Origin of the sequence: Rhodococcus sp. RD6.2 (assembly GCF_001040705.1) — a bacterium.
GTDB lineage: Bacteria > Actinomycetota > Actinomycetes > Mycobacteriales > Mycobacteriaceae > Rhodococcus_G.
In genome coordinates this window covers 117,518-135,649 of record NZ_CVQP01000003.1, presented here as the reverse complement: position 1 = coordinate 135,649, position 18,132 = coordinate 117,518, and the positions used below count along the sequence as shown (strand labels likewise).

Genomic DNA, 18,132 nt, shown 5'->3' with positions numbered 1-18,132 from the left:
ACATGCCTGCCGGGCCTTCGGGGTGTTCGGGTGTCAGACCTTCGGGACGCCGACGGGAATCGTCTCGCCGAGGTCACCGGCGTCGTCGTGCCCGCACGCGCAGTCGTCGCCGCAGCCCCCGCCGCCGCACACACCCGCGTAGGTGACGTCGTCGGCATCGCAGTCCAGGGTCGCACCGAAACGGTCCGCGAAGTCGTCATCCAGGTCGTGCGTCAGATCGTGGAACTCGTCGACGACGTTCAGCAGATGCTGCGGCGCGAACGGATCGGCATCGACGAACGTCGACACCAGCAGGTGCTCGCCGTCGATCACGAAACGCAGCAGCGGCCACTCATGCGCCAACTCGATCAGCTGCTCGGCGGCCTTCGCGCGATCCGTCACGCCGTCCAGCAGCGACGCCCACACATGCAGCTGCGGCGCATCCTCCGCGACCGTCACGAACAGCCCGAACCCGTGCACGGGGATCGCGACGTCGCCGTCCTCGTCGGTCTCGGGAGCCTCGCCGAGGAACTCCGTCAGAGCCCGCACCGTCAGCGCATGCAACTGCTCACGATCCTCCGTCGCGATCGCGAAAGCGCCATCGAACTGCAGCGGCTGGTCGTTCAGGTCGGTCATCATTCCTCTTTTGCTGGTCACACGTGTGTTTATCACCCGGTCGGGGCGCCACCCACCGTAGCGCGAGCCGGTGAACAGAAGCTTGCCGAGTGACAGACGGAACCCCCAGGTCGCCGGCTGCGTCTAGATACAGTGTGCGCACGTTCTGCAGGGGGAGAAGAACATGAGAACGACCATCGGGGTGATGTTGTTCGCAGCGGCGCTCGTTTCCGGATGCGGCACCGTCAGCGGGCAGGCCGAGGCGGAGGATCCGACCGCCAGCGACCCGGCCTTCGACCCGTGCGAGGACATTCCTGACGAGGCGCTTCGTGAAGTGGGAATGGACCCGGCCACCGAGGGCCGGGACATTCTGGGGGTTCATCAGCCCGGGTGGAATCTGTGTGGTTGGGGCGGCGAGTCTGTGACGCTTTCGGCGTATGCAAGCAACTACACCCTCGACGACGTCCGGCGCCACCCCGACTACGTCGGGTTCGAGGAGATCGAACTTGATGGAAGCGCAGGGCTGACCTTTCGACACCGGGCGTTTGCAGAAGGTGAGATCTGCTACGCGGCCGTCGAACGCCCCGCCGGGCTTCTTATGGTGGCGGCATCGATGATCACTGGGTCGGATCCGAATGTATGTCGCTTCGCTGAAGATGCTGTCGTTCGATTCATGCCGTACTGGTCGAAGTGAGGCGTGATCAATGACAGACGGGAAGACCGATTCCTGGAGTTCGCTGGCAGAGTCCGTGGACCAGGGGCACCTCACACTCGAACGCGGGACTGCACAACAATGCGCACGCCACTGCACAGACTTCATTGCGAAGCTGGCGAGTATGCGCGATCTTGCGCGCCAGCTCGGCGAGATCAAAGGCTTTGGCACCTTCCCAAGCGGAATAGCGCTGGCAGAGAAGTTCAGCAAGAAGGCTGTCGGCGGCGACTATTCGATGGTGCAGGCGCTGACGGACCACATTGCCGAGGTTGAGGCGATGCGAGACGTGTTTCTGCGGATCGAAGCGCAGTACGTGGCGACGGATGAGCGTGGGGCGCAGGCACTTGCCGCGATTGATCCTGAGGTGGGCGGATGAGGGCGAAAGCGGTTGTCGGGGTGATGGTCTGCGCGGCAGCCTTGGCATCCGGGTGTGGGACTGTCGCCGGTGAGGCCAAGCCTCAAGACCCGACGGCGAGCCAGCCGGAGTTCAATCCGTGTGACGACCTATCCGATGACGCGGTGCGTGCTGCGGGGATGGATCCTGCGACTGAGGCGCGAGAAATTCTGGGGGTCCAGCAACCGGGGTGGAGTATCTGCGAATGGGATGGCCCGTCCTACGCACTCGGCGTCGCTGCGACGAACTACTCACTTGGCGACGTTCGACGAAACCCGGAGTTCAAGGGATTCGAGCCGGTCGAGGTTCCAGGCAGGAGTGCGATTCGGTTCGGGTCCGCTAGCGGTGGGAGCGACGATCGCTGCTACGTCGCAACGCCGTCCGGATCCGGAACTGTGCTGATATCGGCGACTCTCCCTGTAGGCCGGCCGGGAGACCCGTGCGCACTCGCTCTTGATGGGACCCGGGTACTCCTCCCGTATCTACCGGAATAGCGAAAGGAACGATCGGAAATGCCGGAACCAAGTCCGTTGACTTGGATTGAGTTGGGGCGCAGCGGTTGACTCGGGCGAACTGTCCCTCGACGGAAATGTCGCGGCCCGGTGCGCGCAGCACTGTCGAGATCTGGTCGGGAAGTTGGAGGGATTGAGAAAAGAGGTGTTCTGGCTGGGAGCTGTTAAGGGAATGGGGACGTTTCCCAGCGGAATCGCATTGGCAGAGAAGTTCGGCAAGAAGGCCGTCGGCGGTGATTACTCGATGGTCGACGCCTTGGCCGATCACATCGCCGAAGTGCAGGCGATGCAAGCGGTGTTCCAGAAGATTCAGGCGCGCTACGACGCAACGGAACAATCGAATGCCGACCTCCTCCGCGGGATCCCCGGCGCGAGCTGACAGACCAAGGGCTGCTCCGGTGGAGCACGACAGATCCGCTTGGTTCCGCGGAGCGCGATGAAGCGTTGTCAGCTGAACAGGTCGGGCTGGTCGGGTTGGGTGTCGAACAGCTTCATCTGCTGAGGCCGACGGTGAACGCCGAGGGTGACGACTCGCAGCGCTTCGCGCAGTGACGTGACGGTTCGTTCCCATCCGTGGGATTCGTGGGCGCAGGCGTCGGCCTCCTCGAGGTCGCCCGCATCGCGGGCTTCGTTCGAGGAGTTGTACCAGGCGATCTCCTGCTCTTCGCTGATGTGGAGATATTCGAGGATGGTGTCGCGGTCGAATCCACACACCGTCGCGACCTGCTCGGAGTCGAGGGCCCCGCCGCTACCCGGGTCCAGGTGTAGGAGTGCAAGGAGTCCCGCCGGCAGATCGGGCTCCGGTTCGTCGATCTCGTCGTCCGTACGGGTGAGCTCTCCGTCGAATCGTTGGGCGAATTCTTCGTCGATCGTGTCGAGAAATGCTGCCATGCAATCGAGTTGATCGCTGAGCTGCTGCGCGGAGAACGGTGAGGTGGGAAGGTCGATGGCGGCGTCGACCTGATCGCCGTCCCACGTCAGGCGCACGAACCGGTACTCGGAGTTGAGGTCGGCGAGCACCTCGGCTGCACGAGTGCGGCCAGTGATACCGGTCAGCAGTGGGACCAGGATGCGCAGTTGAGGGCGTTCCGGATCCGGCAGCACGAACGCCTGCATGGTGCCGAGGGTGAGGACGAAATCGCCTCCTTCGTCGGTGACCGGAGGGGTTCCGTACTTCCATTCCAGTGCAAGGGAAATCGCGGTGTGCAGCTCGTCGTAGTCGGTCGGGAACTCGACCTGAGGAGGCGTCGGCACCACTGCTTCGAGTGGAACGTCCGCCGATCGGGAGCGCAGGGCGACCGGTCCCTCCGAATCGCGGGCGTAGACGAAACAGGGATGTTGGATGCCACCGACCTGACGGAGAAACTCTGCCGACAACACGGCGGCGCGGTCAGCGAATCGCAGGGGCATGTCTGTGCGGACCGAGTCCTGTTCGCCCGTCGGCAACCAGCCCTGGCCGTGGACCCTGCCCAGCAGCGCCTGGTCGACCGCAAGTCCGGCACATCGGGCGACACACACGAGGTGCTCATCCGACACCTGGTAGTCCACCGTGACGGACAGGGAGGTGAGATCTGCCGACGCCGCTCCGACGATGAAGTAGTCGTCGCGATCCATCGAAGCCAGCTGATTCGCCAACTCGATGCGGAACTCCCGCCACGACTGCTCGACTGCGCCGTCGAAGGTGTTCGTCTGAATCATGTGTGCCCCCTGCCTCCCGTGTGGTGGAGACGGTACGGGGAGGCACCGACAGAGTTGTCTTCCAAGTTCGCGATCCCCGAGCCGCGGGGCAGATCGGCATGGGCACTCCGGATTCAGAGTGCACGATCGGTGGGCGGTGACGTGTGCGGACTGCGCGCCACGACGTCACCGCAGTGCTCGACGACCAGGAATCCGCCGTTGTGGGAGGGCGCGAGGCGCAGGACGCGATCGCAACGATCTGGGACGTCTGCGACTGCCAGGCAGGAAGCGCGTGAGTTTGGCTGTGGCGGGCGATGGTTCGGGGTCGTGATGGCACGATGCCGATCGAGCAGGTGACTACTCGTGAATCACTCTGCACCACGAAACTCGGCCGGTTCGTGTCGGAGGAGCAGGCCCCGTACTTGGTGAGGCCGTGCGCCAGGGCGGTCTCCGCCGGACCTTGATGCCGACATGACGAGGACTCGCCCGGTGGTCAGCTCAGGCGCCGGCCCTGACGAGGACCTCGGCGACCATGTCGAGCTCGACGCGCATCCCCGCCACCCCGGTCGGTGACAGCGAGAGCGCGTCGCGGTGCCGCTCGAGGGCGGCGGCAAACACCGGCACGAGTGGCGCGTACTTGAGAGCGAGCCTTCGGCGCTTGGTCCCATCGGTGATGGCGCCGAGGCTCCCGGCATTGTCGATGTAGTCCGTGAACTTGGCGAGCAGAACCTGGGGATCGCCGATCACCGTTTCGACGTGCGCGGCATAGGCGGCCCGTTTGGCCGCAGGGTCCAGTCCGGGTGCGGTCGGTGGGTTGGTGACGGCGGCGACGATCCGTTCGACGTCGGGGCCGAACCACGCGCGGATCGCATCGAGTGCGCGTTCGGTGCTCGGGTCGTCGCCGCCTGCGAGGGCGACGAGTTCGGTCGCGTGGTCCTCGACGGTGTCGTGCAGGACTGCGGCAGCGAGCACGGCGGGGTCGGTGCATCCGTGGCGGGCGAGCCGCACGGCGTTCCGTAGTGGGTGCGCGGTGTACGGCTCCGTGCCGGGCCCGACTGGCCGCGTGTCGGTGCGGTGCACGTAGGCAGCGACGCGGATCGCGGCGGGGATCGGGTCACCATGACCCTCGAGCAGCTCGACGGTGAGCAGTGCCGAATCCATCTCGTGGAGCGGCAGGCGCGCAAGCGCGTGGATGGAGGTCAGGGGTGATTCTCCTTGCGTCGATTGGCTGAACGTCAGTCGAACAGGCCAGGCTGGTCGGGGTGTTCGAACAGCTCGCCCTGCCGCGGCCGCGCTGAATGTCGTTGCGGCGCCGTGTGTGCACGTGGTGTGTGCGGCAATGTGACGATCCTAAGTGCCGCGCGCAGCGCACCGACGGTTCGCTGCCAGGCGCCGGCCTCGTGCATGCAGATGTCGAACTCGTCGCGGTTGTCCGCGGCGGAGGCGTCATCGGCCGACCGATTCCAGGCGATCTCCTGCTCTTCGCAGATACGCAGGTAGTCGAGGATCGCGTCGCGGTCATGGCCGCAGACCTCGGCGACCTCGTCCGGGTCGAGGGCGCCGGCGCCGCTCGCGTCGAGCTGGATCAGGGTCAGCAGGCTCGGCGGCAGGCCTGTGTCGTCGTCGGTTTCGCTGCCCTCGGGCACGGGTGCGCTGTCATCATCGGCGGCGGTGTGTTTGCAGTACCGGCCGCCGAGGCGTTCCGCGAACCTCTCGTCGAGGCGCTGCAGGAAGTCCTCCATGAGGTCGAGGTGATCGCACAGGTGCACACCGGAGAACGGCGAGGCGGGCAGGTCGATGATCGCGTTGACCTGATCGGACGCGAGTGTCAGCCGGATGAACGCGTACCGGGAGTTGAGTTCGGTGAGCACCTCCGAGGCGCGGGTGAGTCCGGTGACGTCTTGCAGCAACGGCACCAGGATCCGCACCTGCGGGCGCCCGCCATGCGGGATGACGTAGGAGGTGAACCCGTCGAGGGCGATCACGAAGTCGCCGTCGTCATCGGTGGTGGGTGCGGCGCCGAAATGGCCCGCGAGAACTCTCCCGACCGCTGCGTGCAGCTCTTCCGGATCGCGAGGGAACTCGACATCGGGCGGTTCCCACGTGTCGGATTCGATCGGCGGCTGCGACATTGCCCGCGTGAGTTCGAGTGGACCATCGGAGGTTCGGGCCTCCACGAAGCTCGGGTGGGCGATACCGGCCACCTCCCGCAATACCGTCACCGAGGCAGCGGCCGTCCGATCCACCTGATGCAGCGGAACCTCCAGGAAGAACCGGTCCGGCCGGCCGTCTTCGACCCAGCCGTCCGCACACACCAGGTCGAACAGTGAATGGTCATCGGCAAGCGCATCCTGCTGGGCGGAACACACGATGCGTTCGGCTGTCAGGAAGTACTCCAACGTCACCAGGAGCGACTCACGATCCGCGGACAGCGCGCCGACGACGAGCACCTCGTCCCCGCTAATTGCCGCCAACCGGTCCGCCAACGCGCCCCGGAACTCCCGCCACGCCTCATCGACCGCGCGGTCGAACTCGCCTCCATCGGACATCGGCCACTCCTTCACCCCGGACGTCGCGTCGACGTTATCGCGCGGCCCCGACAGGGTGCGCGTCGATTTCGGAACGAGGAGCCGCCGTGCCTCCCTCGACCTCGTGACAGGGCAGCTCGGCATCAGCGATCGATCTGTGGCCTGGACTCCCGCGCCTGCGCGCCTTCCGATTCGAGCGACGGCAGTGGCGTCATTCAGTCGACCGATAGCGGTCGGGTCTGTCGGTTGCCTCGGCTAACCTCAGTGAAGCGTGAGGAGGCCAGCCCTGGCCGTCACTCCGTAGCCGTGGAGGGATGAAGGGAGACAGCGGTGGTGGCCAACGGGCTCGCGGGCTTCCTCGAGCCAACCGATGAGGAACTCGACGACGCGTGGGGTTCTGTTGCAGACCGTGTCGATCCGAGTGTCGGGCGACAGGTCAATTTCATCCCGTCCGAAGTCGTGGTGTGCCTGTGCGCGATGCGAATTGTCGACCACAGTCGCTTCGGAAGCAGTTCCGCGACTCGGGCGCCGTTTCCTGTTCCCGAGCTTGCCCGCCTGTTCCGGAGACCGAACACCAGCATCCTCGCCAAGATGGCCAACCTCGACGGAAGTCGGCCGAACGGGGGCCGGTTCGACCGGGAAGTGTTCGACACGCTGACCGCAGACCCTGACGCACTGGATGTCCTCTACGCGCGCATCCTCCGTGCCGCGCGGCGGCAGGGCTTCGGTCCGGATCTGCTTCCGGATTTCCTCGAACTGCTGGACGACGTCGAGTCGACAGAGACAGTCGACGACCCCGCCGACGATGCTGCAACGGCGTCGCACGGTTCGGTCCTGTGGTTCACCGGAATCGACGGCGAGGTGATCGTCGACGCCACTCACGTGTGGATCACGCGGGAGCGTGTCTCCGACTATCCATTCCCCACCAGTCCCCGCCGCGCACCCCGTAGCGCTGTTCGTGCCTGCACGGTGCTACCGCCTCGCCGCGACGAGGCGGACGGCGCGGTACACATTCGCGTCGAGGGCTGTGGCGATCTCCCTGACAACTTCTCGGCTCATCCCGACGTTGTCTACTTCGGTCCGGGTCGTCGTGCCGAGTTCGAATCGTTGGCAGCACTGTTGAATCCGGGGCCTCTCCCCGAGCAACCGATGACCCTGCGGGACGACTTCCTCGAGGCGCTCGACCGGCTCGAAGGGGTCGCCACCGCGCAGGAGATCCTCGATTCCGTTGCAGCGGCGAATGGCGCCGCCGGTGACATCGGCCGGATGGAACAGATGGCCGACGAACTCGACGCACTCGACGACGATCCCTGTCTCACCTGGGCGTGGATGGGAACGGCCTGGGTTGCGGTCGGAGGTGTGCACCCGGAACCAGAGGAACGGCGTATCGATCTGGTGCGCGCGGTGGAACAGATCGTGACCATTTCTGGCGATACCGGTGTCAGCGCGCTCGTCGCGGCCATCGCCGGCACGCCACTGGAGAAGCTGTCGAGGCCGCGACTCGCGGAATTGTGGGAAGCGGTGCACACAGGCGACAGTGAGCGCCGCGACGGCACTATCGTCTCGGACGGTGCGCCACGTTCGGTCACGAGTCCGTCGGTGACGCCGGACAGGGAAGTCGCGCTGGCGGTGGCGCTGCCGAGTGCCGTCGCGACCGTGCCGGCACGCCCATCCGACGTGCCATTGGAATCGGTTCGGGTGCAGCCGGCTTCGCCCCCGAATCCGAAGGCCAACGCCGACACTGCCGTGATCCGCAATGCGCAGGTGGGCAGCAGCTGGCGTGTGTATCTCGATTGGGCTGGATTCCGGACGATCGCGGTCTGTGATCCGATCACCGGAGCCACCGAGATCGCCAAGGGGGAACTGGAGGGCCGCCGCTTCCCCGGCCCCGCGGCCGCGGCCGCCGCCGTCATCGAACGAATCGAGCCGGGCGCCGTGCCTCCGGTGGACGGCTGGACGTCGTGGACGCTCGACGACGGCACCAGCCGTCCGCTCGACGCGGTTCGCGGCGTTGCAGTGCCAACTCCACAGCCGCGCCGGCAGCCAGAGACGGTACCGAGCAACGCCGGTCCCTCGACGGCGACCACCGCCGACCGGGGAATCGCCTGGTTCATCGAGCAGGTGCGGGATCGCGGCGCCTCCGCAACACGGGTGACGGGGACGCGTCGCACAGCGGTTCGAGTGACCGTGCGTGGCCACGACCCGGTGGTGGTGCGGGTGAAGACCCGCACGGATGGAACCTGGCAGGCGTCGAAAACCGATGAGGATCCCCGTACCGACGACACCGGGGCCGGATTTTGGGCCTTCGTCGACCTGTGGCTCAGTCCGCCGGCGGTGTTCATCCTTCCGTCCAAGGATGTTGCTGACGGGATTCGGCGAGCCACCGATGCCTGGGTGGCACGGGATCCGAGCCGTCAGCGCACAGGCCACCACGCGATCGAGCCCGCGCGAGTCCGATATGGCCGCGACCGATGGGACCTGCTCGGTCTGTTCCGGTAGTTCGTTCACTGGGGGTCGGCCCGGGCGTGTCGCGCCGAGTCCCTACCCTGTACTTCAATATTGCGCAGCTAACCAGGATTTGAGAGGGACAACGCCGTGAACAGGGAGGACGATCCCCACCTCAAGGACCGGGTTCAGAGGCTGATGCGGTTCCTTCGGGAACTCGTGAAGTCGCGCAGCAAACCGGTTCTGGACCACCGTCGGCACGAGGACGTGGTGTGGCTGTCCGGGGACGCCGTCGAGGTCGCACTCGTCCGGGACGGGGCGGCCGGTGACGTGGTGCTCCGATCGCGACGCGTCATGCTGGCCGACCCTCCGGAGCTTCCGGCTCACCTGCGCGGCCACGTTCGCGGGGATGTCACCGACTCGGCTGCGACGCCGACCCTGGACGCCGAGGCCACCGACAGTGCCACCGCATTCGGTGACTGGCTCGTGGAGTGGCGAACGTGGGCGGCGACGGACCGGGAACGGCGACCGGTCTGGCAACTGAACAACTCGCTACAGCGGGCGATGCAGGAACTCGGCGCGCGACCCGAATCCATCGAGCTGGTCGTCGCGTCAGGCCTACTCTCCTTGGCTGCGACCGACGGGAATGAGCCCGTCCGGACGCACATCCTCACCCAGCCCGCCACGATCGAACGCGACGAGTCGTCCGGGGATCTGCTGGTCCGGTTGGCCGTAGAGACCACACCGCGTCTCGAGGACACGCAACTGCTGACGGGCTTGCCGATCTTCGATCCCACCGGTTCGCGTGCCCTGCAGGACGAGCTGCACGACCTGTCCTCGCCGATCGACATGGCTATCCCGGTGTTCCTGAAGGCCTGGGCCACACGATCGCTGACGGTGCCGGTCCAGGTCGAGGGCGAATCCGATGATCCGGGCTCGGGCCGGACGTTGGTCGCCGCACCGGCGTTGGTGCTCCGCAAGCGGGGCGCCTTCGCGCTCGTCGAGTACTACGACAGGATGATCGCCGAAGCCGAACGCGACAGTGTTCCGGTGCCGCTCGGATTGGCGCAGCTCGTCGAGGCCATCGAACCGGACGACAGGGTGGACTGGCTGGACCGTGCCGGTTCCTCGCCGTCCGCGACGCTTGCCGAAGATCCGCTGTTCCCGCTGCCCGCGAACCCGGAGCAGCGGGAGATCATCGCGCGACTCGCCCGTGACAGCGGGGTGGTGGTCGAGGGTCCGCCCGGAACCGGCAAGACGCACACGATCGCAAACCTGGTGTCCGCGTTGCTCGCTCAAGGTCAGCGCGTCCTCGTCACCAGCGAGAAGGCGCAGGCGCTTCGGGTGCTTCGGGACAAGCTTCCCAAGGAGATGCAGGAGCTGTGTGTCGCGATCACCGATGTCGGACGCGGGGGGTCGGCCGAGCTGAACCGCAGCGTCGCCGAGATCGCCACTCGCAAGTCGTCGTACAACGCCGCCGCCACCGGCGCGCGCATCGACGACCTCACTGCTCGGCGCAACGAGGCGTTGAGCCGACGTACCGCCATCACGGAGCGCATCCGATCGCTCCGGGAAGCCGAAACCTTCGTTCATCCCCAGATCGCCGCCGGGTACGCCGGCACCGCGGCGTCCATTGTCCGCGACGTCACCCGGCGCGCCGACCGCTACGAGTGGCTGGCCGGACCGCTGCACTCCGCCGAGCCGGGGATCGGTTGTGCGCAGTTGCAGGCGACGATCGAGCTGACCGCGAGGTCGACGCCCGAGCGGAGGCAACGCCTGCAGCAGGCGCTGCCGCGGATCGACGGCGTACTGCCGACTGCTGCAGCGCTGCAGCAGCTGTGCGCGCGGGCGGGTGCCGCACCGCAGGACGTGCGTCCCGAAGCAGCGTGGCTCATGTCGGCGCTGGCCAGCGCGTCGCCACACGTCCTGGCCGACGTCCGATCGCGGTGCGAGCGACTGCAGGGAGTGGTCGGCGACATCCGACGCCAGTCCACGGCCATCCAGGCCGCGGCGGACGCGGTACTGTCCGGCGCCGTCGGGCACCTGTGGTCGAAGACCGCCGACCTTCCCGGGCTTCTGGAACTCGCCGTTCACTCCGACACCTTCGTGGGGCAGCGGACGGTGGATGTGCCGGTCGTGAACCGACACGCACTCGACGTGTACGGCGCGATGGCGTTGGCGATGCACGGCGGGCTCGAATGGCGTGGCCGGTTCCGCAAGAGTGACCAGCAGAAAGCGGTGGAGGCACTCGGGCCTGTCGCAACCGTCGACGGACAGCCGGCGACGACGACGGAATCGATGCGGGTGGTCGCGGAGCACCTCCGGGCGCTGGACTCCGTTCAGCGGGCGGCCGCCCTCCTCGCCGACCTCGGGGTACCCGTTGACACCGCCGGATCGCGTGGGGCGCAGGTCAATGCGCTCGGCAACGTGGAGTACTCGATCCGGATCGTGAATGCGCTTGTCGAACAGGTGAACTCGATCACGGATGCGTTGAGGTCAATTCACCCGATGGCGCCTCCGGTCCGGAGCGTCACGGAGGCGGCAGCGATCGCCGCGGCTGCAGCGGCGATCGCGGCACGGTCCGACACTGACGCAGCCCGCACCGCATTGCAGGAATTGGGGGAGTCGGTGGCGGCGTGCTTCGCGTCTGCGCCGTCCCCGGAGAGCGGGGCGCTCGTCGGCGCCGTCGGTGCAGGCGACTACGCGGGCATCGAGGCTGCGCTCTCCGCTCTGGAGCATGCGCGGGCCGTCCAGGCCGACGAGGAGCTGCTGGAGAGTCTTCGACGACAGTTGGTGGACTCCGCGCCTGCGTTGGCTTCGCTCGTCGCCGACACCGCGTCGGACGAGCGATGGTTCGTTCGCGTCTCCGAGTTCGAGGAGGCGTGGGCGTGGCGCCGCGCGCAGCAGTGGGTGCTGGCCCACCACGAGGAAGGTCTGGACCGCCGCCTCGAATCCGACTTGGAGCAGGTCGAGGCCGAAATCTCACGTCTTACTGCACAGCTCGCCGCCGAGCGGGCGTGGCGAGGCTGCCTGGAGCGGATGACGGCAGAGCAGGTGCAGGCATTGCAGGCGTATCGCGGGCAGGTCGCGAACATCGGTAAGGGCACCGGCAAGTACGCCGAGCAGTACCGCTCGGCGGCGCGGTCTGCCATGCAGGTGGCGCAGGGTGCGGTACCGGCATGGGTGATGCCGTTGCAGCAGGTGCTCGCGTCCATTCCGGCGGAACCCGGTGCATTCGACGTGGTGATCGTGGACGAGGCCAGCCAGGCCGACATCGCCAGCCTGTTCCTCCTGTGGCTTGCGCCCCGGGTGATCGTCGTCGGCGACGACAAGCAGTGTGCGCCGAGTGAGGTCGCGTCGGGCGCGCTCGACGCGGTGTTCCAGCGGCTCGACACATACCTGCCGGACATGCCGGAGTACCTGCGTGCCAGCCTGACCCCGCGCGACAGCCTGTTCTCGATGTTGCGCACCCGATTCGGTCAGGTTGTTCGGCTCCGCGAGCATTTCCGCTGCATGCCCGAGATCATCACCTGGTCGAGCAACCAGTTCTATCGAGATGCCCCTCTGGTTCCGTTGCGGCAGTTCGGATCCGATCGCCTGAAGCCGCTGCGTACCTCATACGTCGAGGGCGGTGTGGTCACCGGGCGGGATGCGAAGCTGGCCAACGGGCCGGAAGCACTGGCGATCGCGGACGCGATCGAAGCCTGCCTGGATGATCCCGCGTACAACGGGAAGACGTTCGGCGTCGTGGTGCTGCAGGGGCAGGCGCAGGTCGACGTTATCCGGAACGAACTGCTCGAGCGGCTCGACGGCAAACAGTGGGACGAGCGCCGCCTGCGGATCGGCACACCACCGGACTTCCAGGGCGACGAACGGCACGTCGTCTTCCTGTCGATGGTGATCGCACCGGGTCAGCGGGTGGCAGCGCGGACCGACAACAAGGCGCAGCGTGCGTTCAACGTCGCCGCGTCGCGGGCGCAGGACCAGCTGTGGCTGTTCCATTCCGTGACCGCGGACTCGTTGCGGGAGACGGACCTTCGGCATTCACTGCTGACCTACATGCTGTCGACCTCGCCGGCCCCGGCCGACCCGATGCCCGTCGGCGTCACCCGCGACGACCGGCATGTCGCATTCGACAGTCTCTTCGAGCAGCGCGTCTTTCTCGACATCACCGACCGCGGGTACCACGTCAACCCGCAGGTCGAGGTGAACAGCCGGCGCATCGACCTGGTCGTGACCGGCGGTGCAGGCCGGCTCGCAGTCGAGTGCGACGGCGACGCCTTCCACACCACGCCAGAGCAGCGGGCACGGGACCTCGAGCGTGAACGCGAACTCAAGCGGTGCGGGTGGGAGTTCTGGCGGATTCGGGAATCGGCGTATTACCTCGACCCGGTCGGCGCGCTGAGCGGGCTGTGGGCGGAGCTCGACCGCCGCGGCATCGCGCCGACGATCCTGGACGGCGCACGCCCGGATACCGGCCCCACGTGGACGCCGGCGGTACTGATCGACGACGAGTCCAAGTCGGACGAGCCCGACGACTGGGTGCCAACTCCTCCGGTCGTGAAGGTCGAGCAGATCGCCGATATCGCGACCTTTGCGGAGCAGGCGGGAGTTGTCGCCGAGCGCGAGCCCGTCGTGGTTTCGGTGCACGACGTCTCCACGATGTCTGAGCCCGATGAACGAGAATCCGACCTCGCTCTGGTTCGGGGGCAGACGACGGATCCCGAGGAGCACACCGACAGCGGTGCAGGAGCGCATGCCGGCCTCGGTGGGTGGACGGTGATTCCGGACGAGCAGGCGGAGGCCGCTGCCGAGACAGCGCACCCGCGAACGGTGTCGACGGCAGGTACGGGGCCCGTCCCTGCGACGGGTGGTGACACAGTCTCCGCGAGTTCGGATACGTCAACGGCCGGTGAGTCGGCGGGTTGGTACGACCAGTTCGCGCAGCACAAGCCGCTCTCGCTGTTCGACGAGCTGGAGGTGGACGAGCCGCCCTCACTGTTCGACGGGTTCGCGGCCAGCGAGCAGGTGTCGCCGGTCGAGACCGCTGCAGCGACGGTGGACGAACCCGAATCGACGGTCGGGGTAGTCGAGGCCGAGTCGACGACGGCGAGCGTCGCCGTGTCGGCGTCTGCGTGGGAAACCGTCGATCCAGCATTGGTTCCGGTAATGCCGCACAGGATGGGAACGCCGGAGCCCAAGAGTGTGGACCCGCTCCCGACACCGTCTCCGAATATCCTTCAGCATGCTGGGACCGATTCGTCGGCCGCATCGCCGCCCCGGACAACGCACCCACTCCCGGTGGACAACCAGGTGGGGGATGGCGGCGGAGGCTCGGCGTCGGCGTCGGCATGGGAGATCATGCCGCGCAGCGCAATCCCACGCGACGACGATGCCGGACGGTCGAGCGGGCTGAATGAAGGGCACGAGAGATCTGTGGGCAGGAGCGCAGCTGCACCGGCCGATGACGAACGCGCCGGTGATCGCGAGGTGTCGCCTCGCCTGCTCCAACAGCTCATCCTTGCGGAGGCCAAGCGGGGGCCGGTAACCATGGAAACGCTGGAGAGACACCTGAGGGTCTCCGGTGCGAAGGTCCGCGAGGCATCAGAAATTCTCGTCGAGACCGGTTCACTCATTCGGACCGGAGAACATCTCTTGCTACCGGAGGACGCCTCCGACGAGGCGGAACGAGGCGCACCAGCGCAGTCCGGAGCGGGCGCCCCGCGCGGTGCGACCGTGCGTCCCGGGTCGGCCGAGGCGAAGATCCTCCAGGTGCTCGAACGGGGTCCAGCCAAGTTCGGGGTGCTCTGGCGCGCAGCCGGAAGTGACACCATCAAGCTCGGACCCAGGATCGACCAACTCGCGGTCGACGGGTTGATCACCTATTCGGACGGCGCGTACCGACTTGCGTCAGCAAATCGTTCGCCGGAACCGCCAACCAACGACTCGGACGAGTCGACGACCCGCGGCTTGGCCGAGCCGACGACCGAGTCCAGCGCTCAGTCCACGGCGACCACACTCCCTCGCGCGCAGCCGCCGTCGGCGAAGAGGATCTTGCAGGCGGCCTCGTGGAGCGCGCCGGTCACCCTTGCTCGAGCCGTTCAGATCACCCGTCTGACCGAGACCGAACTGGAGCCGATTTTCGCCGAACTCGAGCGAGAGTCCGTGCTTCGCAGGGAGAACGGCGCAGATGGCATGAGGTGGGTGCGCCGATGAGCGCAGTCGGCGGCTTCGAACTGCGGGCATGGCAGCAGGAGGCATTCGACAGGTGGGTCGCGGCCGGACGTAGGGGTGTCGTCGAGGCCGTCACGGGAACGGGCAAGACCGCGGTCGGGATCACCGCCGCCGCGGATGCGGTCGATCGGGGACGGACCGTGCTGGTGGTGGTGCCGGGGGTGGCGCTGCTCGAGCAGTGGTACCAGGCGATCCGCCGGGCGGTCCCGAATGCTCGGGTCGGGCGCCGCGGAGCGGGCGTGACTGACAGTTTTGCAGGCGTCGACATCCTGGTGAGCACGGTCCAGTCCGCGATCGGGTCCGGTGCGCCCATGCCCGACGGGCCGGCGCTTCTGGTGGCGGACGAGGTGCACCGCTACGGGGCATCGTCGTTTTCGCGGTTGCTCAGCGACGCCTTCGACGAACGGATCGGTCTTACAGCGACATTCGAGCGAAACGACAATGGCATCCAGGAACACCTGCTGCCGTACTTCGAGACGCTCATCCCCGGTTGTGACTACCCACGTGGGCACACCGACGGGATTCTCGCGCCTGTGCGGGTGATGCTCGTTTCGGTGCCGTTCACACCAGAGGAACAGTTCGAGTACAACGAACTGGACGAGACCGTCACGAAGGAGCGGTTGGCGCTGACCCGGAAGTACGGGTGCCGTGAGGAGCCGTTCGGCGAGTTCATGCGTGACGTGATGATTCTCAGCGAGGGCGGCGCAGACCGGGCCACGTGGTCGGCGCGGCGCTATCTGAAGGCGTTTTCGCGCCGTCGAGCGATCTTGGCGGAGAGTCAGGGCAAGTTGGACACCCTCCGGGAGATCGGCAGCGTCCTCGCCACCGGCGGACGCAGCATCGTGTTCTCCGAGACCAAGGAGTCCGCCAAGCTGGCGGCGGAGGCGCTGCTCGAGCAGGGAGTGGTCGCCGCGCCCTACACGAGTGACCTGTCGACCGGCGACCGCGCGGAGCTGCTCGGGTTGTTCAAAGAGGGCATCATGACCACACTCGCGGCGCCGCGAGTGCTCGACGAGGGCGTCGACGTCCCTGAGGCCGACGTGGGAATCATTCTGGCCAGCAGCCGGACCCGTCGGCAGATGATTCAGAGGATGGGCCGGATCGTCCGCCCCAAGTCGGACGGACGTCACGCGTCCTTCCTGGTGCTCTACATCGGGGAGAGCAGTGAGGACCCGGGCCGCGGCGCACACGGCACCTTTCTCGAGCAGCTCACCACGATCGCGTCGGACCTCGTCGACGTCGATGCGGGCGACGCGCCGGGACTGCTCGCCGACTGGTTGTCGCGGGCGCCGCAACCCGCCGAGCAGTTGGCGACACAGCCTCTTGCCGACAACGATGACGTGGAGACGGTGAGCGAGACGCGCTCCCTCCTGACCGTGAGTGTGGCCAGCTCCGACCTCGCGGTCACGGACTTGTTGCTGTCGTGCCTCGCGGTGCTCGAACCCGGCGAGATCCAGGTGATGCTGTGCCGACTGGGGATCGGAGAAGGAAATCGTGCGTCGATCCGACAGACATCCGAGATGCTCGACATCACCGAGTCGGACGTGCGGGCCCATGAGGCGGCGGCGCTGGCCCGACTCGAAGCCGCTGACGTCGCAGGGGCTCTGTCGGACCTGTCTGCCATGGTGATGCAGGCAGTCGGCGACGAAGGATTGGGGGAGTCCGCGTGACCCACGTCGTGGCAACGATCAACCTCAAAGGCGGGGTGGGGAAGACAACGACGACCGCGGCGCTCGCAGAGATGCTGTCCGGGGAATTCGGCCAGCGGGTACTCCTCATCGATCTGGATCCGCAGACGAACTTGACGATCATGATGATCGGCGAGCAGCGATGGGGTGAACTCGACGCCGCGGGAGGGACACTCGCGACGCTGTTCGAGGTTGCGCTCGGCGATCGTCCCGGACCCGTGGACGTGTCGACGCTCATCCAGCGGCAGGTGTCGGCACTGCCCTCCGTCACGTCGGTGGACCTGCTGCCGTCGTCGCTCCGGTTGATCGGCCTGCAGGACCGGATCACCGACATCGCCGACGGCCCAACCGAGGTCCTGGCGCGGGCACTGAAGCCGGTCCTCGTCGACTACGACTACGTCCTCATCGACTGCCCGCCCAACCTGGGTGCGATGACACTCAACGGGCTGCGGCTGGCGGACGCGTACCTCATCCCGACCATTCCGGACGTGATGTCCACGTACGGGATCGGGCCGGTGCAGGAACGGGTTCGGCAGTTCGCCGACGAATGGGGAACCAGCATCGTCGAGCTCGGAGTGGTGGTGACCAAGTACCGCAAGGCGTCCGCCGTGCACCGCAACACCGTCGACGACCTGAATCGCAACAGACAGATCTCGATGGTATTTCCGTCGCTGATCCCGGAGGCGAACCAGATCGCCGCGGCCGCCGAGTACGCGGACTTCGGCACGCTGCACAAGAAGTACGGCAACGACGGCCAGTTCGCGGCACTGCGTGACCTGGCCCAGGATTTCATCGCGACAACAAAGGTGCGGTTGGCATGGCAATGAACGGACAGAGTGGCGGACTGGATGCGGAGACGCTGCGCCGTCGGCGCGCGGTGACGGAAGCGGAGACATCACTCGTCGCATTGGTCACCGCCAACCCGGCTGCAGGGGAAGCGCTGTCGCGGCTCGTGCACGTCATCGCGGCAGAGGCCGCTCGGACGCCGCGGTTCGCGAAAGCGCTCGCCGACGCACTCACCGCCGACTCAGAGGCTGCGGGTACTCCGGCGCCCGCCCGCCCACGGGCGGCAGCGAAGCCACGGACACGACGGTCCAAGGGACTGCTGGACCCGTTCGCCGTCTACGAGGTGTCCGGGGAACCGGGTCTGCGCGCCCGGCTGACCACCCTGGATGCCGACCAGCTCAAGGACATCATCGCCGAGCAGGGCATGAATCACGACGGTGCCGCGATGCGGTGGAAGACCACGTCCAGGCTCGTCGATCGGATAGTTGAACGGGTGCAGGCACGGGCGACGAAGGGCGACGTGCTCAGATAGGGAGGCAGTCGTGTTCATACGGTTCGACGG

Annotated in this window: 13 protein-coding genes; 9 read left to right on the top strand and 4 right to left on the bottom strand. The window is 66.8% G+C overall.

Annotated elements, in window-relative coordinates; translation table 11 throughout:
• Positions 1–33: 33 nt before the first annotated feature.
• Entirely contained in the window at positions 34–615 is a 582-nt protein-coding gene (locus RHCRD62_RS06035; protein WP_050063845.1) for a T3SS (YopN, CesT) and YbjN peptide-binding chaperone 1, read from the bottom strand.
• 163 nt (positions 616–778) lie between these two features.
• Between RHCRD62_RS06035 and RHCRD62_RS06030 the strand changes: the two genes are divergently transcribed.
• From RHCRD62_RS06030 to RHCRD62_RS26325, 4 genes are all read left to right on the top strand, one after another.
• Entirely contained in the window at positions 779–1,288 is a 510-nt protein-coding gene (locus RHCRD62_RS06030; protein ID WP_050063802.1) for a DUF3558 domain-containing protein, read from the top strand.
• Between the two features lie 142 nt (positions 1,289–1,430).
• Positions 1,431–1,682, top strand: a complete 252-nt coding sequence (locus RHCRD62_RS06025) for a hypothetical protein (RefSeq protein WP_253277215.1) — start codon at positions 1,431–1,433, stop codon at positions 1,680–1,682.
• A complete protein-coding gene (locus tag RHCRD62_RS26710; protein ID WP_084734108.1) occupies positions 1,679–2,194 on the top strand; it encodes a DUF3558 domain-containing protein in 516 nt (171 codons plus the stop codon). The genes RHCRD62_RS06025 and RHCRD62_RS26710 overlap by 4 nt, the downstream gene beginning before the upstream one ends.
• Before the next feature lie 217 nt (positions 2,195–2,411).
• Positions 2,412–2,591, top strand: coding sequence for a hypothetical protein (locus tag RHCRD62_RS26325; RefSeq protein WP_253277214.1), 180 nt, complete (start codon positions 2,412–2,414; stop codon positions 2,589–2,591).
• Positions 2,592–2,659: 68 nt separating this feature from the next.
• Here RHCRD62_RS26325 and RHCRD62_RS06015 read toward each other — a convergent pair whose 3' ends face one another.
• The 3 genes from RHCRD62_RS06015 to RHCRD62_RS06005 all read right to left on the bottom strand — a co-directional run bounded on the left by RHCRD62_RS06015 (position 2,660) and on the right by RHCRD62_RS06005 (position 6,438).
• Positions 2,660–3,910, bottom strand: coding sequence for a T3SS (YopN, CesT) and YbjN peptide-binding chaperone 1 (locus RHCRD62_RS06015; RefSeq protein WP_050063799.1), 1,251 nt, complete (start codon positions 3,908–3,910; stop codon positions 2,660–2,662).
• Between the two features lie 477 nt (positions 3,911–4,387).
• Positions 4,388–5,050 carry an HD domain-containing protein gene (locus RHCRD62_RS06010; protein WP_050063798.1) on the bottom strand — a complete coding sequence of 221 codons (663 nt, stop codon included), beginning with the start codon at positions 5,048–5,050 and terminating at the stop codon, positions 4,388–4,390.
• Positions 5,051–5,124: 74 nt separating this feature from the next.
• The gene (locus tag RHCRD62_RS06005; RefSeq protein WP_157050829.1) at positions 5,125–6,438 is read right to left on the bottom strand and encodes a T3SS (YopN, CesT) and YbjN peptide-binding chaperone 1; all 1,314 of its coding nucleotides are present in this window, start codon (positions 6,436–6,438) and stop codon (positions 5,125–5,127) included.
• Positions 6,439–6,747: 309 nt separating this feature from the next.
• Here RHCRD62_RS06005 and RHCRD62_RS06000 point away from each other — a divergent pair, with 309 nt between their 5' ends.
• The 5 genes from RHCRD62_RS06000 to RHCRD62_RS05980 all read left to right on the top strand — a co-directional run bounded on the left by RHCRD62_RS06000 (position 6,748) and on the right by RHCRD62_RS05980 (position 18,102).
• Positions 6,748–8,916, top strand: a complete 2,169-nt coding sequence (locus tag RHCRD62_RS06000) for a hypothetical protein (RefSeq protein ID WP_050063796.1) — start codon at positions 6,748–6,750, stop codon at positions 8,914–8,916.
• A gap of 96 nt (positions 8,917–9,012) precedes the next feature.
• Positions 9,013–15,078 carry an AAA domain-containing protein gene (locus RHCRD62_RS05995; protein ID WP_050063795.1) on the top strand — a complete coding sequence of 2,022 codons (6,066 nt, stop codon included), beginning with the start codon at positions 9,013–9,015 and terminating at the stop codon, positions 15,076–15,078.
• Positions 15,075–16,766: a DEAD/DEAH box helicase gene (locus tag RHCRD62_RS05990; RefSeq protein ID WP_253277213.1), complete on the top strand. Its 1,692-nt coding sequence runs from the start codon at positions 15,075–15,077 to the stop codon at positions 16,764–16,766. Before RHCRD62_RS05995 ends, RHCRD62_RS05990 begins: the two co-directional genes overlap by 4 nt.
• Positions 16,763–17,611, top strand: coding sequence for a ParA family protein (locus RHCRD62_RS05985; RefSeq protein WP_050063793.1), 849 nt, complete (start codon positions 16,763–16,765; stop codon positions 17,609–17,611). Before RHCRD62_RS05990 ends, RHCRD62_RS05985 begins: the two co-directional genes overlap by 4 nt.
• Entirely contained in the window at positions 17,602–18,102 is a 501-nt protein-coding gene (locus RHCRD62_RS05980) for a hypothetical protein (RefSeq protein ID WP_084734107.1), read from the top strand. The genes RHCRD62_RS05985 and RHCRD62_RS05980 overlap by 10 nt, the downstream gene beginning before the upstream one ends.
• The last annotated feature ends 30 nt before the right edge of the window (positions 18,103–18,132 follow it).

Bases quoted from the DNA above. Each gene is read 5' to 3' on its own strand.
- RHCRD62_RS06035 (WP_050063845.1), bottom strand. From the start codon at position 615: ATGACCGACCTGAACGACCAGCCGCTGCAGTTCGATGGCGCTTTCGCG.
- RHCRD62_RS06030 (WP_050063802.1), top strand. From the start codon at position 779: ATGAGAACGACCATCGGGGTGATGTTGTTCGCAGCGGCGCTCGTTTCC.
- RHCRD62_RS06025 (WP_253277215.1), top strand. From the start codon at position 1,431: ATGCGCGATCTTGCGCGCCAGCTCGGCGAGATCAAAGGCTTTGGCACC.
- RHCRD62_RS26710 (WP_084734108.1), top strand. From the start codon at position 1,679: ATGAGGGCGAAAGCGGTTGTCGGGGTGATGGTCTGCGCGGCAGCCTTG.
- RHCRD62_RS06015 (WP_050063799.1), bottom strand. From the start codon at position 3,910: ATGATTCAGACGAACACCTTCGACGGCGCAGTCGAGCAGTCGTGGCGG.
- RHCRD62_RS06010 (WP_050063798.1), bottom strand. From the start codon at position 5,050: ATGGATTCGGCACTGCTCACCGTCGAGCTGCTCGAGGGTCATGGTGAC.
- RHCRD62_RS06005 (WP_157050829.1), bottom strand. From the start codon at position 6,438: ATGTCCGATGGAGGCGAGTTCGACCGCGCGGTCGATGAGGCGTGGCGG.
- RHCRD62_RS05990 (WP_253277213.1), top strand. From the start codon at position 15,075: ATGAGCGCAGTCGGCGGCTTCGAACTGCGGGCATGGCAGCAGGAGGCA.
- RHCRD62_RS05980 (WP_084734107.1), top strand. From the start codon at position 17,602: ATGGCAATGAACGGACAGAGTGGCGGACTGGATGCGGAGACGCTGCGC.